Annotated in this window: 12 protein-coding genes; 8 read left to right on the top strand and 4 right to left on the bottom strand. The window is 61.0% G+C overall.

The genetic code is table 11. The annotated features are described in order from the left end of the window. Positions 1 to 174 precede the first annotated feature (174 nt). Positions 175 to 1,224, bottom strand: coding sequence for a LacI family DNA-binding transcriptional regulator (locus PMI16_RS06805; protein WP_007877760.1), 1,050 nt, complete (start codon positions 1,222 to 1,224; stop codon positions 175 to 177). Between the two features lie 422 nt (positions 1,225 to 1,646). Between PMI16_RS06805 and PMI16_RS06800 the strand changes: the two genes are divergently transcribed. The 5 genes from PMI16_RS06800 (at position 1,647) to PMI16_RS06780 (ending at position 7,918) form a co-directional block, all read left to right on the top strand. Next, on the top strand, positions 1,647 to 2,999 hold the full coding sequence (locus PMI16_RS06800; protein ID WP_007877759.1) for a GntP family permease: 1,353 nt from the start codon (positions 1,647 to 1,649) through the stop codon (positions 2,997 to 2,999). 38 nt (positions 3,000 to 3,037) lie between these two features. Next, a complete protein-coding gene (gene gntK, locus PMI16_RS06795; protein WP_007877758.1) occupies positions 3,038 to 4,588 on the top strand; it encodes a gluconokinase in 1,551 nt (516 codons plus the stop codon). A 31-nt stretch (positions 4,589 to 4,619) separates the two neighbouring features. Next, on the top strand, positions 4,620 to 5,405 hold the full coding sequence (locus PMI16_RS06790) for an SDR family NAD(P)-dependent oxidoreductase (protein ID WP_007877754.1): 786 nt from the start codon (positions 4,620 to 4,622) through the stop codon (positions 5,403 to 5,405). Between the two features lie 28 nt (positions 5,406 to 5,433). Then, a complete protein-coding gene (locus PMI16_RS06785) occupies positions 5,434 to 6,471 on the top strand; it encodes an L-idonate 5-dehydrogenase (RefSeq protein ID WP_007877748.1) in 1,038 nt (345 codons plus the stop codon). Between the two features lie 316 nt (positions 6,472 to 6,787). Further along, a complete protein-coding gene (locus PMI16_RS06780; protein ID WP_007877746.1) occupies positions 6,788 to 7,918 on the top strand; it encodes a porin in 1,131 nt (376 codons plus the stop codon). A gap of 80 nt (positions 7,919 to 7,998) precedes the next feature. Here the strand turns inward: PMI16_RS06780 and PMI16_RS06775 are convergent, their stop codons facing one another. Beyond that, a complete protein-coding gene (locus PMI16_RS06775; protein WP_007877745.1) occupies positions 7,999 to 9,126 on the bottom strand; it encodes a mandelate racemase/muconate lactonizing enzyme family protein in 1,128 nt (375 codons plus the stop codon). Positions 9,127 to 9,317: 191 nt separating this feature from the next. On the opposite strand from PMI16_RS06775, the gene PMI16_RS06770 reads away from it, so the two are divergent. The 3 genes from PMI16_RS06770 to PMI16_RS06760 all read left to right on the top strand — a co-directional run bounded on the left by PMI16_RS06770 (position 9,318) and on the right by PMI16_RS06760 (position 12,724). Beyond that, the gene (locus PMI16_RS06770; RefSeq protein WP_007877744.1) at positions 9,318 to 10,196 is read left to right on the top strand and encodes a LysR family transcriptional regulator; all 879 of its coding nucleotides are present in this window, start codon (positions 9,318 to 9,320) and stop codon (positions 10,194 to 10,196) included. 126 nt (positions 10,197 to 10,322) lie between these two features. Continuing rightward, entirely contained in the window at positions 10,323 to 11,270 is a 948-nt protein-coding gene (locus PMI16_RS06765; protein WP_007877743.1) for a dihydrodipicolinate synthase family protein, read from the top strand. A 119-nt stretch (positions 11,271 to 11,389) separates the two neighbouring features. Further along, positions 11,390 to 12,724, top strand: coding sequence for an MFS transporter (locus tag PMI16_RS06760; RefSeq protein WP_007877742.1), 1,335 nt, complete (start codon positions 11,390 to 11,392; stop codon positions 12,722 to 12,724). A gap of 75 nt (positions 12,725 to 12,799) precedes the next feature. Here PMI16_RS06760 and mctP read toward each other — a convergent pair whose 3' ends face one another. Beyond that, a complete protein-coding gene (gene mctP, locus PMI16_RS06755; RefSeq protein WP_007877741.1) occupies positions 12,800 to 14,302 on the bottom strand; it encodes a monocarboxylate uptake permease MctP in 1,503 nt (500 codons plus the stop codon). Beyond that, complete coding sequence (locus PMI16_RS06750; RefSeq protein WP_007877740.1) at positions 14,302 to 14,481, bottom strand: DUF3311 domain-containing protein; 180 nt, start codon at positions 14,479 to 14,481, stop codon at positions 14,302 to 14,304. Before PMI16_RS06750 ends, mctP begins: the two co-directional genes overlap by 1 nt. Positions 14,482 to 14,727: the final 246 nt, after the last annotated feature.

Below are 14,727 nucleotides of genomic sequence, written 5' to 3'. Positions count from 1 at the left end.
ATGCGTATGCTTTCGCACCAGACGATTGTAGCTTCAGGAGAAATCGTGTCCATAGAATTTATTGATAAATTTTATGTGCGGTACAGCATGCGTTGTGCTCGTTGCATCAATCCCTTGCCGGACATGATGATTGATGAGTCACGCGCTACGTGTGGCAGGCACCAGCCGCAGGATCTACGTGCTTTCACGTACGGCCAGTTGAAAGCCGAGATCGAGGCGCGCCTTTTCGACCGGTTCGCCCTTGAGTTGACGAATCAGCAATTCCGCCGCCTTGTAGCCGATGTCGTAGCGCGGCGTGATGATGGTGGTGATCGATGGCGTCGCGCAGGCAGCCCATGACAAGTCGTTGAAACCGGCAATCGCCATTTGCTGCGGCACCTTGATGCCGCGGCGCTGGCATTCGAAGAGTGCGCCCAGCGCGAGATCGTCGTTGCAGCAAAATACCGCATCGCAATCGGGTGAAATATCCAGCACCCGCGCCAGCAGCTGCGCACCCATGTCCACCGTGGTCGGCGTCGGCAGCAAGACTTCGACGTTCGGATCCAGTCCTGCTTCGGCGAGGCCTTTGCGGAAACCCTCGCGGCGTTTCATCATGCGCGGATCGAGCTGCGCCGCCAGAAAGGCGGGGCGGCGATAGCCGCGTTCGATCAGATGCTGCGCCACCGCATAACCGGCCTTGGTTTGCGAAAATCCCACCGACATGTCGGCATTGCTTTTGCCGAGGTCGAACATGCGCACGGCCGGAATATTGCTGCTTGCCAATTGCCGGCGCAGCAATTCATGCTGGTCCGAGCTCGACAGCAGAAAGCCTGCGGGCGCATGCGCCAGGTAGGTGGAGATCAGCCGGCTTTCCTTCTCTTTCGAGTAGCCGGTCTCGCCGATGAGGAATTGATAACCTGCTTGCGACAGGTAGTCGCGGATGCCGCTGAGCGTCTCGATGAACACCGCATTGGTCAGCGACGGCACCAGCACGCCGATCACCTGCGAACGCGCGGAAGCCAGCGTGCTGGCGGCCTGGTTGGGGACGTAGCCGAGTTTCCTGATGGCGGCGGCGATGCGGTCGCGCGCTTCCTGCTGCACCAGTTCCGGCGTCTTCAGCGCGCGCGAAACGGTCATCGGGCTGACCTTCGCTTCGCCGGCGACGTCGACGATCGTCACGCGACCGGTGGCGCGGCTCCCTTTGCTGGTTTTGACAAGTTTTTCGGCAACGGCTTTTTTGTTCATGATGGGGCGGGAATCTCTGTTGGCGACATCATACCCGAGCGCTCTTTCCCCAGACGATTTAACCGCCGTCATCAATCATGTTGCGCCGCCGCATCGCAGTTGCCGCGGGCCTCTCCACGCGCAGATATTCATACAAATGATTTGACACATAAATTTTGGTAGCGTTATCATCGCGGCCGATGTTAACGCTAACATTTCAATGTGCAATCGGCATGTGATCGGCGAGTAACAAGAAAATTTCCTTTAATAAACACTACGCAGATAGTGGCACGGCAGCCTGAACGCAGCACTGAGCGACAAGGCGCGTCGTCGAGACAATGTAAAGACTCCGTAGTGGATGGCAGGCATGGTGTCGACGGCGCGGCAATGGCGGCTTTTGCTTCCGGATGCCTCTGTGCGCTATCGACCCTGGAGACATCCTCATGTTCGGATTGAGTAACGAAGCAAGCCTGTTGTTGAACGCCTTCCTCGCCATCGTGGTGCTGATCGTCATGATCACGCGCCTGCGCATCCACCCCTTTATCGCCCTGATCATCACCTCCGGCTTCCTCGGCCTGATCTCCGGCATGCCTTTGCCCAAGATCGTCAAGTCCTTCCAGGACGGCTTCGGCGGCGTGCTCGGCTTCGTCGGCATCGTGCTGGGCCTGGGCACCATGCTGGGCAAGATGATGGCCGAATCCGGCGGCGCCGATCAGATCGCGCAGACGCTGGTGCGTGCCTTCGGCAAGCAGCGCGTGCACTGGGCCATGATGATCGGCGCTTTCCTGGTCGGCATCCCGCTGTTCTTTGAAATCGGCTTCGTGCTGCTGATCCCGCTGGTCTTCATCGTGGCGCGCCGCTCGGGCGTGCCGCTGTTCAAGATCGGCATGCCGATGCTGGCCAGCCTGTCGGTGATGCACGGCCTGGTGCCGCCGCATCCCGGTCCGTTGCTGGCGATCGGCATCTTCGGCGCCGACATCGGCAAGACCATCTTCTACGGTCTCGTGGTCGGCCTGCCGACCGTGATCATCGCCGGCCCGATGTTCGGCGCCTTCATCGCCAAATACGTCGACATCAAGCCGTCGGACGAGCTGATGGAACAACTGGCGCGCGAACCGCAAACCAAGGACCTGCCGGGATTTGGGATCACGCTGATCACCGTGTTGTCGCCGGTCTTCCTGATGTTGCTGAAGACCTTCGTCGACGTCACCTTGCCGGAAGGCAGCGCCATGCGCGACCTGATGGATTTCATCGGCAACCCGATCGTGGCCTTGCTGGCGGCGCTGCTGCTGTCGCTGTACACTTTTGGCGTGGCGCGCGGTTTCACGCGCCAGCAAGTGTTGAAGTTCGTCGATCAAAGCCTGGCGCCGACCGCGGCCATCGTGCTGATCATCGGCGCGGGCGGCGGTTTCAAGCAAATGCTGGTCAACAGCGGCGTCGGCACCGCCATCGGTCAACTGGCCGTGCATGCGCAGATTTCGCCGTTGCTGCTGGCCTGGTTCGTGGCGGGCGTGATTCGCGTGGCGACCGGTTCGGCGACCGTGGCAACGATTACCGGTGCAGGCATCGTGGCGCCGTTGGTGACGCTGATTCCCGGCACCAACCGTGAATTGCTGGTGCTGGCCACCGGCGCCGGATCGCTGATCCTGTCGCACGTCAACGATGCCGGTTTCTGGCTGGTCAAGGAATACTTCAACATGAGCGTCGGCGAAACATTCAAGACCTGGACGGCGATGGAGACCATCATCTCGGTGGTGGCGCTCGTTTTCATCATGTTGCTCAATTTAGTGGTCTGAACACAGTAACGTTGAGACCCGCAGTAAAGGAAACACTCATGTCGCACTTCATGCTCGGCGTCGATATCGGCACCACCAGCACCAAAACTGTCGTGTTCACGTTGGACGGCCAGGTCGTTGCCCAGCATGCGGTCGAATACCCCTTGCTCTGCACCGTGCCCGGCATGGCGGAGCAGGATCCCCTGCAGATTTACGACGCCGTGCTGGCGTCCATCGGCGAGGCGGTGAAAGCGGCCAAGGCAAAGGCCAAGGCCAGTAGCGGCGAAATCGCGCTGGTGTCCTTCAGCGCCGCGATGCACAGCGTCATCGCCATCGGCAAGGACAACCAGCCGATCACCAACAGCATCACCTGGGCCGACAACCGCGCCAGCCTGTGGGCGCGCCGCATCCGCGAGGAGCATGACGGCCAGGCTATCTATCAGCGCACCGGCACGCCGATCCACCCGATGTCGCCGCTGTGCAAACTGATGTGGCTGCGTTACGACCATGCCGACATCTATGCCCGCGCCGAACGTTTCGTCGGCGTGAAGGAATACGTATTCTTCCGTTTGTTCGGCCGCTGGCTGGTGGACTACTCGATCGCCTCCGCGACCGGCCTGTTCAACCTGCAGGAACTGAACTGGGACAAGGGCGCGCTGGCCTTGCTCGGCATCGACGCCGCGCAATTGTCCGAGCCGGTGCCGACCACGCATCACGTCGCCGGGTTGCCGGCCGACGTCGCCGCGCAGCTGGGACTGAACAGCGATACGCCTTTCGTCCTCGGCGCCAATGACGGCGTGTTGTCCAACCTCGGCGTCAATGCCATCCACCCGGGCCAGGTCGCGGTCACCATCGGCACCTCCGGCGCGATGCGCACCGTGATCGACCGGCCGATGACCGATCCTTCCGGCCGCACCTTCTGCTATGCGCTCACGCAAAAGCACTGGGTCGTCGGCGGTCCGGTCAACAATGGCGGCAATATTTTCCACTGGGTGCGCGACGAGCTGGCGACCGCCGAAGCCGACGCCGCGCGCAAGGCCGGCGTCGATCCTTACGATGCCTTGACCGACATCGCCGAAAAAGTATCTCCCGGCGCCGAAGGCCTGCTGTTCCATCCCTACATGGCGGGCGAGCGCGCGCCGCTGTGGAACGCCGACCTGCGCGGCTCCTTCTTCGGACTGGCCCTGCATCACCGCAAGGAACACATGATCCGCGCCGCGCTCGAAGGCGTGATCTTCAATCTCTACACCATCCTGCCGGCGGTCGAAGACCTTATCGGTCCGACCCAACGCATGATGGCCACCGGCGGATTCGCGCGTTCGGCCTTGTGGCGCCAGATGATGGCCGACATCTTCAATCGCGAAGTGGTGGTGCCGCAAAGCGTCGAATCGTCTTGCCTGGGCGCCGCCGTGCTCGGCCTGTTTGCGCTGGGCATGATTCGCTCGCTGGATGTGATTTCCGACATGGTCGGTTCGACCAACCGCCACGTGCCGATCGAGAAGAATGTCGCGATCTACGAACGCCTGCGCCCGATTTTCCTGGCTATCCCGAACAAGCTGGCCGATGAATACCGGGCGTTGTCCGAGTTCCAGCGGCTGAGCGTGAAGTAGACATGCAGTACAACCCAAACAAGGAGACAGAATGAGTGCAACACTACCCGCAGGTCTGCAGAGTTTTTCGCTGACCGGCAAACTGGCATTGATCACCGGCTCCAGCGGCGGCATCGGCCTGGCGCTGGCGCGCGGTCTGGCGGCGGCGGGCGCGTCCATCGTGCTCAACGGTCGCGATGCCGCCAAGCTGGCCGGCGTTGCCGCGAAGCTGCGCGAAGAGGGCTATACCATCCACGAGTCTTCTTTCGACGCGACCTCGTCGGCGTCGGTGGAAGCGGCAGTGGCGAAGATCGAAGCCGAGATCGGCCCGATCGAGATCCTGTTCAACAACGCCGGCATTCAACGCCGCGCGCCGCTGGAAGATTTCAAGGAATCCGACTGGAACGACCTGATCAGCACCAACCTCAACAGCGTCTTTTTCACCGCCAAGGCGGTCGCACAAGGCATGATCAAACGCGGCCGCGGCAAGATCATCAATGTCTGCTCGGTGCAGAGCGAACTTGGCCGTCCCAATATCGCGCCGTACACCGCCACCAAAGGCGCGGTGAAAATGTTCACCAAGGGCATGGCGATCGACTGGGGCAAGTACGGCCTGCAAGTCAACGGTCTCGGTCCCGGCTACTTCAAGACCGAGATGAACATGGCGCTGGTGGCCGATGAAAAATTCTCCGAGTGGCTGATCGGCCGCACGCCGTCGCGACGCTGGGGCGACGTCGAAGACCTGGTCGGTGCAGCCGTATTCCTCTCCAGCGACGCATCGAAGTTCGTCAACGGCCACATCCTCTACGTCGATGGCGGCGTGACGGCAACACTCTAAGCAATTCGAAAAGACAAGGACAAACACCATGCAACAAGGCATCGTCATCCACGCGCCGCACGATTTGCGCGTACAGGAACTGGAAACCGCTGCACTGCAACCGCATCAGCTCAAGGTCAAAGTCAAAGCCGGCGGCATCTGCGGTTCGGACCTGCACTACTATCACAACGGCGGCTTCGGCACCGTGCGCATCAAGGAGCCGATGGTGCTCGGCCATGAAGTCTCCGGCGTGATCGCCGAAACCGGCTCCGCCATCGGCGACATCAAGCCGGGCACGCGCATTTCCATCAGCCCGAGCAATCCTTGCGGCCTGTGCAAATACTGCCAGGAAGGCAAACACAATCATTGCCTCGACATGCGTTTCTACGGCAGCGCGATGCGCATGCCGCACGTGCAGGGCGCTTTCCGCCAGGAGATCGTCATTGAGCGCGCACAGGCGCACGTCGTCGCGGATCACGTCACCGACGGCGAAGCCGCCATGGCCGAGCCGCTATCGGTCGCGCTGCATGCCGTGCGTCGCGCCGGTCCTTTGTTCGGCAAGCGCGTTTTGGTCACCGGCTGCGGTCCGATCGGCGCCTTGACCGTGATCGCGGCGCGCCACGCAGGCGCTTTGCAGATCGTCGTTACCGACGTTGCGAAGATGCCTCTGGAAAGCGCGCTCAAAGTTGGCGCCGACCAGGCCATCAACGTTGCGCAGGATGCCGAGGCGCTCAAGGTTTTTACGCAGGAGAAGGGCAGCTTCGACGTGCTGTTCGAAGTCAGCGGCAACGAGCAAGCCTTGCGCGGCGCGCTCGACACACTGCGTCCCGGCGCGGTGATCGTGCAGGTCGGCCTGGGCGGGGACATCAACTTCCCGGCCAACTTGCTGGTCGGCAAAGAGCTGGAATGGCGCGGCGCCTTCCGTTTCCACGAAGAGTTCGCGCTGGCGGTGGAATTGATGAACAAGAAGCTGGTCGACGTGAAGCCGCTGATTTCGGCGACGTATCCGTTCGAGAAATCGGTGGAAGCGTTTGAGATTGCCGGCGACCGTTCGAAGATGATGAAGGTGCAGTTGAGCTTCGACTAGACTTTCTTCTGTCGGCAGGCAATCCGAAGCCGCTCATCAGAGCGGCTTTTTTTATGCTGCTCACAGGCAGATCAAGTTAAAACATGCCAGTTGGTTTGTTGTAAGAATGCATCAGTAAGGGTTATCCGCTATACCTCCTTGGATATGACGAAAATATAATCCGGCCCATGTTCGATCCAGGGCTGCACACCTACAATCCCGCTGCAGCACCTTCCATTGACGGGTCGTCACCACACGATACCGCAGGCGTTCATCCGAACGAAAAAAAAGAAATCGAACATATACCTACCTATCCACATCCAATTCAGGGGATTTCATGAAGAAAAACGTATTCGCCCTGGCGACTCTGGCTGCCTTGGCCGCCACGACCGCCTCGATCACCGCCCACGCCCAAAGCAGCGTCACCGTCTACGGCGTCATCGACACCAGCCTGACCTACACCAGCAAGGTCGGCGCCAACAACGGCAGCCGCTTCAGCATCGATTCCGGCGATCTGGCAACTTCGCGCATCGGCTTCAAAGGCGCGGAAGATCTGGGCGGCGGTCTGACCGCCATTTTCAATCTGGAAAACGGCTTCAACGCCGACAACGGCGGCCTCGGCACCGCCAACGTGCTGTTCGATCGTAAATCGGTCGTGGGCCTGAGCGGCGCCTTCGGTACCGTGACCATCGGTCGTCAAACCGATTACCTTGAAGACATCGGCTCCAAGTACACTTCGGTGCAGACCTTCGGCGGCAACGGCGTCAAGGGCGGCCACTTCAACAACCTCGATCGCACCGCAGGCGGCGCGCGTACCGACAACTCGGTGCGTTACGACACGGCCAACCTGAGCGGCTTCACCGGCAGCCTGTTCTACGGCTTCGGCGAAGTGGCGGGCAAGACCTCGGCAGGTCAGGCGTTCGGCTTTGCCGGCAACTATGCCAATGGTCCGTTCGGCATCGGCGCCGCCTATTACCAAAGCAAGCTGGCGGCGGACGCATTACCGGCCCGCGCAGGCGACACCAATCTGAAGACCTTCACCATCGGCACCAGCTATCAGGCCGGTCCGGCCAAGTTGTACGCGGCATGGTCGCAATCCAAGCAGCCGGCAGCGGCAGCCGTGGCATCGACAGGCCTGGTGCAGATCACGACCGCGACCAAAGCCAACATCTTCGACGTCGGCGTGGATTATGCACTCACCGGCAACTTCCACTTGCTGGGCAGCGTGATCTATGACCGCGCCAACATCAACCGCGTGACCACCGGCAAGACCAAGGTCTCGACCACGCAGCTGAACGTCGGCGTGGATTACTACCTGTCCAAGCGCACCGACGTTTATGCGCTGTACACCAACCAGCGCGCCAGCGACACCATCAATCCGGGTGTGGTGAACGCAGCGTACTCGTCGTCGCCTGCCGACGACAGCTCGCAGAACGTGGTGCGTCTGGGCTTGCGCCACAAGTTCTGATGGCATGAGATCTTGAGGACGTAAGCAGTAATTGAGAATGGCAGGCACCGGTGATCCGGTCCTGCCATTTTTTAATGCGTTTACTGATTGATCGTTATCCACTTACCGTACTTCGCCACCTGCGCCTCGTCGAAGTTGAAACCCAGCCCCGGCGTCTGATGCAGGATCACGTTGCCGTTGCGATGCTCCAGTTGGCGGTCGATCAGGCGGCGGAAGTTCAGCACCTGATCGTCCCAGAAGAACTCCACGTAGCGCGCATTCGGCGTGGCAGCCACCAGCGGTGCATGCACGTCATGGAACCAATGCGGGCACATGATCTTGCCGTAGCTCGCCGCCGTCGCGGCGATGCGCCGCCATTCGGTGATGCCGCCGCAGACCACGGCGTCGGTTTGCAGGATCGCGGCGCCGTCCTTGTCCAGCAACTCCTTGTGATACCAGCGGCCGTAACCGATTTCGCCGGTGGCGATGGGCACGCGTGTCAGCTTGGCGAGTTTGGCGTGACTGTCGATGTCGTCGGGCGAGAACGGTTCTTCGATGAAGTAGGGATCGTATTGCTCGATGCGGTTCACGTGTTGCAAGGCTTCGGTGACGTCGCCCCAGCCGTTGTTGATGTCCAGCATCAATTCGATGTCCGGGCCGATGGCCTCGCGCGCGGCGCGCACGCGGGCTTCTTCTTCCTTGGGCGAGAGGCGGCCGGATTTCATTTTCACCGCCTTGAAACCCTTGTCGACGTAGCTGGCCATTTCATCGCCCAGCATCTGCGGCGTCTTGCCGTCGAGATAGTAGCCGCCGCTGGCGTAGGCCGGCACTTCATCGAGATGCACCGCGCCCAGATACTTGTGCAGCGGCAGCTTGTGGGTGCGCGCATTGAGGTCCCACAGCGCCGTATCGAGGATGCTGAGCGCGCGCATGACGGTGCCGGCGCGGCCTTGCAGCAGAGCTTCCTGGTACATCGCCTGCCACAGGCCCTCGACTGCGTAAGAGTCCTTGCCGATCAGCACCGGCGCCAGCAACTGTTCGACTGCCGCCGTCAGGATCGCGCCGCCGGTGCTGCCGACGTAGCAAAAGCCGATGCCTTCGACGCCGTCGGTCGAACGCACCTTGACCAGGCCGTAATGGCGCGACGACACCGTGCGCGTGGCGAACGAGGTGACGCGGTCGAGCGGCACTTCGGCGAAGCAGACCGAGATGGATTGGATGATGGGCATGTTGTGTTTCCTCCTGATTGGTCGATGAATGAGTGCGCTGCACGTCACATGTAGTGATGTAGATCCGGTGCAGCGTCGGGCACATTCTGATTGACGCCAATCGATGAAAACAGTACGTTCCGATATCTTGAAAAGATAATTATTCTATTGAATGGGCGAGATGCGATCATCGCCCGCAGGGAGGAGACATCATGGATTCACGGTTTTTGCAAAGCTTCATCCACGTGGCCGAACTCGGCTCCATCGCCGAGGCGGCGCGCCGGCTCGACCTCACGCCTGCCGCCGTGGCGCAGCGCGTAAAGATGCTGGAAGAGGAAATGGGCATGAGCCTGATCCGCCGCTCCGGCCGCACGGTGGCGCCGACCGAGGCGGGTGCGCGCATCCTCGAACGCGGCCGCAAGGTTTTACGCGACATTCGCGATCTGCGCGACGACCTCAACGACAGTTCGGACTTGTCCGGGCAACTGCGTCTCGGCGGTGCGCCGACCATGATGCTGGCGGTGTTGCCGGATCTGGTGTCGCAGTTCCTGAGCCGGCATCCGCAAGTGGACACTTACCTGGAACCAGGTACTTCCGCCACGCTGTTTCGCAAAGTGGTCGATGGCGATCTCGATGCGGCGCTGCTGATCCAGCCGCTGTTCGAGCTGCCCAAGAGTTGCGGCTGGCACACCATGCGCGAAGAACCGCTGGTCTTGCTCACGCCGGCCTCGATGAAAGTCACCGACGTGCATGCGACGCTGGAGAGCGAGCCTTTCCTGCGCTACGATCGCGGCACCGTTGGCGGCCAGTTCGCCGATGCCTATCTGCGCCAGTACGGCATCCGCACGCGCCAGCGCTGCGAACTCGACGGTCTCGATTCGATTGCGGCGCTGGTCGATCGCGGCATCGGCGTGTCGCTGGTGCCGGCCTGGCTGGCGGCGCGCGGCAACAATCTGGCGCTCAAGCGCTGGCCCTTGCCGCATCGCTCATCCAAGCGCATCGTCGGCATGATCTGGACACGCACTTCGGCGCGTACGCGGCTGGTGAGTTCTTTCCTTGAACTGGTCAAGAAATGGAAAGAGGTCAGATAGACCTCAACTGCTTGCCGATCGGAAAGATAAAAATTCTATTGATTGACGCAAGCAGAGCATAACTATTCTCCTGCCCTGATCGCGCAATACTGGCGGTCATCAGCGATACATCAGGAGACCAAGCTCATGTCCACTTCACTTATCCCCAAACTGCGCGGCGTGCTGTCGCCGGTGCTGACGCCTTTCGAGGCGGACGGCGCGCCATCGGTACCGCGCTTCATCGAACATTGCCGTACCTTGCTCAATCACGACGTCGGCCTGGCGATCTTCGGCACCAATTCCGAAGCGACCTCGATGAGCGTGAAAGAAAAGCGCGCCTTGCTCGACGCCGTCCTCGCCGCAGGCATGCCGGCCGCGCGCATGATGCCCGGCGTCGGCGCCTGCAATCTCGACGACACCGTCGAGCTGGCGCGCCATGCGATGGTTGCCGGTTGCGGCGGCGTGCTGATGTTGCCGCCGTTTTTTTACAAAGGCGTGAGCGAAGAAGGTTTGTTCCGGTCGTTTGCGGGCATGATCGATGCCGTCGGCGATGCGCGCCTGCGCGTCTACCTGTATCACATCCCGCCGGTGACGCAGGTCGGCATCAGCCTGTCATTGATTGAACGCCTGTTGAAGGCCTTCCCCGGCGTGGTGGCAGGCGTCAAGGACAGTTCCGGCGACTGGCAGAATACGGTGGCCATGCTCAAGGAATTCGGCAAGGACGGTTTCGATGTCTTTGCCGGCAGCGAAACCTGTCTGGTCGACACCATGCGTCATGGCGGCGCCGGCATGATTTCCGCCACGGCCAACGTCAATCCGGGCGGCATTGCAGGTTTGCTGCGCGACTGGCGGCAGGATGATGCCGACGCCAGGCAGGCGGCGTTGAACCAGGTGCGTGCGACCTTCGGCCAGTTTCCGATCATCGCGGCGATGAAGGCAGCGATGGCGTCCGGTCTCAATGACCCGGCCTGGAACAAGCTGCGCGCGCCGCTGGTGGAGCTGGACCGGATCCAGCGCGAGACCCTGCTGCGGCAACTTGATGCGCTCGGCTTCCGGCTCTATCGCGGACAGGTGGAGGAAGCTGCGGCACATTGAATCAAGGCAGCGACATATACAGAACATCACAGAACATCACTACAGAATATAAAAAAGTGCGGCGAGGCCGGCGTACAACGTGCGGAGCCACCGTCGCCGACAAGACAACAGGAGACATCATGCAACCCAATACCACGCCGGCTTCGGCCGCGCGCGCGACACTCAATGCACCTGCGGCGTCGCAAGACGCCGCCAACGCCGTATTCAAACGCGCCGCCTGGCGCTTCATCCCGCTGCTGTTCGTCAGCTACGTCGTGGCTTACCTCGACCGCGTCAACATCGGTTTCGCCAAGCTGCAGATGCTCAACGACCTGCAATTCAGCGACGCCGTGTACGGTCTCGGCGCGGGCTTGTTCTTCCTCGGCTATTTCCTGTTTGAAGTGCCGAGCAATCTGTTGCTGCACAAGCTCGGCGCACGGCGCTGGATCGCGCGCATCATGATTACCTGGGGCGTGCTGTCGGCAGCGACGGCCTGGGTCGATTCGCCGATGATGTTTTATGTGATCCGCTTTTTGCTCGGCGTGGCGGAGGCGGGATTCTTCCCCGGGGTGATCCTGTATCTGACCTACTGGTTTCCGTCGCATCGGCGCGGTCGCATGACGGCGATGTTCATGGCCGGCAATCCGGTGTCGGGCATCGTCGGCGCACCGCTGTCGGGTTACATCATGTACGCCTTCGGCGGCACCATGGGCATGTCGGGCTGGCAGTGGCTGTTCATCCTGGAAGCGATTCCGGCGGTGATCCTGAGCATCGTGATTTACTGCTATCTCGACGACCGCGTGGCCGACGTCAAATGGCTCAGCGCCGAAGAAAAAAATCTCATCAAGAACGAGATCGACCAGGACGCCCAGGTCCGCACGCACAGCTCGGTCAAGAGCGTCATGCTGTCGCCGCGCGTGTGGCTGCTGTGCCTGATCCTGTTCGGCGTGATCATGGGTTCGTATGCGATCGGCTTCTGGCTGCCGAGCATCATCCGCAGCGCGGGCATCGCCGATCCTTTCCACATCGGTTTGCTGGCGATGATTCCTTACACGGCGGCGCTGATTTCCATGTTGCTGGCCAGCCGCAGCGCCGATCATTTCCGTGAGCGCCGCTGGCACGTCATCGTGCCGGTGCTGGTCGCCGCCGGCGGTTTCTGCATCTGCGCCATGAGCGAGAACCAGATCACACCGGCCATCTTCGGCCTGAGCCTGGGCGCCATGGGCGTGGTGACGGCGGTGGCGATGTTCTGGGCCTTGCCGACGGCTTTCCTTGGCGGCGCGGGCGCCGCGGCGGGGATTGCGCTGATCAATTGCACCGGCAATCTGGCGGGCTTCGTCAGTCCCTCGGTGATCGGCTGGCTGAAGACGCAGACGCATTCGGTATCGTCGGGCTTGTTCTTCGTGGCGGCGATGCTGGCCTTGTCGGCGGTGCTGGTGCTGAGCTTCATTCCGGCGAAGATCGTGAATCGCTGAATCGGTCTGCGCTACAAATAAAAAAGCCACGTTCGCAGGAACGTGGCTTTTCTTGTCGCGGGCAAGGCTGCCGCATCAGTGCTTCAATGCCGGCGCCTTGGTGCCGCCCTTGCCGAACACCAACTGCACGACGACGGCGACAACGATGTTGATCGCAAGAGCGATCAGACCGGTGTACATGGTGTACGAATCTGCGCCGATGTGGAAGGTATGCACCGGCTTGATGCCGTCCGCATACGCCAGCCAGCTGCCGCCGATGATGCCGACCGCCCAGCCGCTCAGCAGCGCATTCGCGCCGAACCAGCCGATGAACAGGCCGAACACCAGTGCCGGGAAGGTTTGCAGGATCCACACGCCGCCCAGCAACTGCAGATCAAGCGCGAACTTGGTCGGCAGGAACAGGATGAACACCAGCGCGCCGAACTTGACCACCAGCGACACGATCTTGGCGACCTTGGCTTCGCCTTCTGCCGACACGTTCGGGTTGACGTACGGCTTCCAGAAGTTGCGCGTGAACAGATTGGCCGCACCGATCGACATCACCGCCGCCGGCACCAGCGCGCCGATGGCGATCGCCGCAAACGCAAAACCGCTGAACCAGCTTGGGAACATGGCGTTGAACAGTGCAGGAACGATGTCGTTGTTGGCTTCCACCTTGACGCCCGCCGCATAGGCCATGTAGCCCAGCAGCGCGATCAGGCCCAGCAGCACGGTATAGGCCGGCAGGAAGACCGCGTTCTTGCGGATCGTGTCGGCGCTCTTGGCCGCGAAGATGCCGGTCAGGGTATGCGGATACATGAAGGCCGCCATCGCCGAACCCAGCGCCAGCGTCGCAAACGGCAGGAACTGCGCGGGCTTGAGCGTCAGGCCGGTCATGCCGCCCTTGGCTGCGAACGCATCATGCGCCGACGCGAACACCACGCCGTAGCCGCCGAGCTTCATCGGCACCAGCACCACCGCCACCAGCACCACGATGTAGATCATCAGGTCCTTGACGAAAGCGATCAGCGCAGGCGCGCGCAGGCCGGCCGAGTAAGTGTACAGCGCCAGGATCACGAAGGCCGCCAGCAGCGGCAGTTCGCCGGTGACGCCGAGCGCCTTGATGACGACTTCCATGCCGATCAGTTGCAGCGCGATGTAGGGCATGGTGGCAACGACGCCGGTCAGGGCGATGGCGAGCTCCAGCTTGCGCGACTTGTAGCGGCCGAAGACAACGTCGGCAGCGGTCACATGGCCGGCCTTTTGCGCGGCGTGCCACAGCTTGGGCATGATCAGGAACACGATCGGGTAGACCAGGATGGTGTACGGCAGCGCGAAGAAGCCGTAAGCGCCGACCGCATACACCAGCGCCGGCACCGCGATCACGGTATAGGCGGTATAGAAGTCGCCGCCGACCAGGAACCAGGTAATCCAGGTGCCGAAGTTGCGGCCGCCCAGGCCCCATTCGTCGAGGTGTGCCCCCTTGTTGGCTTTGCCGCCGCTTTGCCAGCGCGAGGCCCAGAAGCCCATCACGGTGACCAGTGCGAAGAAAAAGATGAAGACGCCGAGCGCCGTCCAGTTGATGGAAGAGGAATTCATCATTCGACTCCCTTTTTAAGGCCGTCTTTGTAGACGATCCAGATGATCAGCGCGGTGAGGGGAACCCACATGAACTGATACCAGTAGAAAAACGGAAAGCCAAACAGCGCGGGCAATTCGTCGTTGTAAAACGGGACCCACAATAGACCAATGAACGGCAACAGGAGTAAGAGCCGCATAGAAATTCTCCTCATACTTTTGGTGGAAGGATTGTTATTAAAATTGCAGCGCAATTATAGTAACAATCCCCACTTTCTGTTTGCGGTACGGCATTTTTCAGTACTTTGCAGGGCGGCGGAAAGCCGCCGTGGGCCTTGCTTTGACGAATTTCGGAATGAGTTGCTTGCTTTTGTGATTTAAAGGAAATCACATCAGAAAAGGCTGGCAGCGATATTCAAAATTTACGCTTCGCTTTTTTGTCAGCG

The sequence above is a fragment of the Herbaspirillum sp. CF444 genome, from assembly GCF_000282135.1.
In the GTDB taxonomy this organism is placed as follows: domain Bacteria; phylum Pseudomonadota; class Gammaproteobacteria; order Burkholderiales; family Burkholderiaceae_D; genus Herbaspirillum.
Note: the sequence above shows the minus strand (reverse complement) of the source record. Positions and strands in the feature narration are given on the sequence as shown.

Bases quoted from the DNA above. Each gene is read 5' to 3' on its own strand.
- PMI16_RS06770 (WP_007877744.1), top strand. From the start codon at position 9,318: ATGGATTCACGGTTTTTGCAAAGCTTCATCCACGTGGCCGAACTCGGC.
- mctP (WP_007877741.1), bottom strand. From the start codon at position 14,302: ATGAATTCCTCTTCCATCAACTGGACGGCGCTCGGCGTCTTCATCTTT.
- PMI16_RS06800 (WP_007877759.1), top strand. From the start codon at position 1,647: ATGTTCGGATTGAGTAACGAAGCAAGCCTGTTGTTGAACGCCTTCCTC.
- PMI16_RS06750 (WP_007877740.1), bottom strand. From the start codon at position 14,481: ATGCGGCTCTTACTCCTGTTGCCGTTCATTGGTCTATTGTGGGTCCCG.
- gntK (WP_007877758.1), top strand. From the start codon at position 3,038: ATGTCGCACTTCATGCTCGGCGTCGATATCGGCACCACCAGCACCAAA.
- PMI16_RS06765 (WP_007877743.1), top strand. From the start codon at position 10,323: ATGTCCACTTCACTTATCCCCAAACTGCGCGGCGTGCTGTCGCCGGTG.
- PMI16_RS06805 (WP_007877760.1), bottom strand. From the start codon at position 1,224: ATGAACAAAAAAGCCGTTGCCGAAAAACTTGTCAAAACCAGCAAAGGG.
- PMI16_RS06790 (WP_007877754.1), top strand. From the start codon at position 4,620: ATGAGTGCAACACTACCCGCAGGTCTGCAGAGTTTTTCGCTGACCGGC.
- PMI16_RS06760 (WP_007877742.1), top strand. From the start codon at position 11,390: ATGCAACCCAATACCACGCCGGCTTCGGCCGCGCGCGCGACACTCAAT.
- PMI16_RS06775 (WP_007877745.1), bottom strand. From the start codon at position 9,126: ATGCCCATCATCCAATCCATCTCGGTCTGCTTCGCCGAAGTGCCGCTC.
- PMI16_RS06780 (WP_007877746.1), top strand. From the start codon at position 6,788: ATGAAGAAAAACGTATTCGCCCTGGCGACTCTGGCTGCCTTGGCCGCC.
- PMI16_RS06785 (WP_007877748.1), top strand. From the start codon at position 5,434: ATGCAACAAGGCATCGTCATCCACGCGCCGCACGATTTGCGCGTACAG.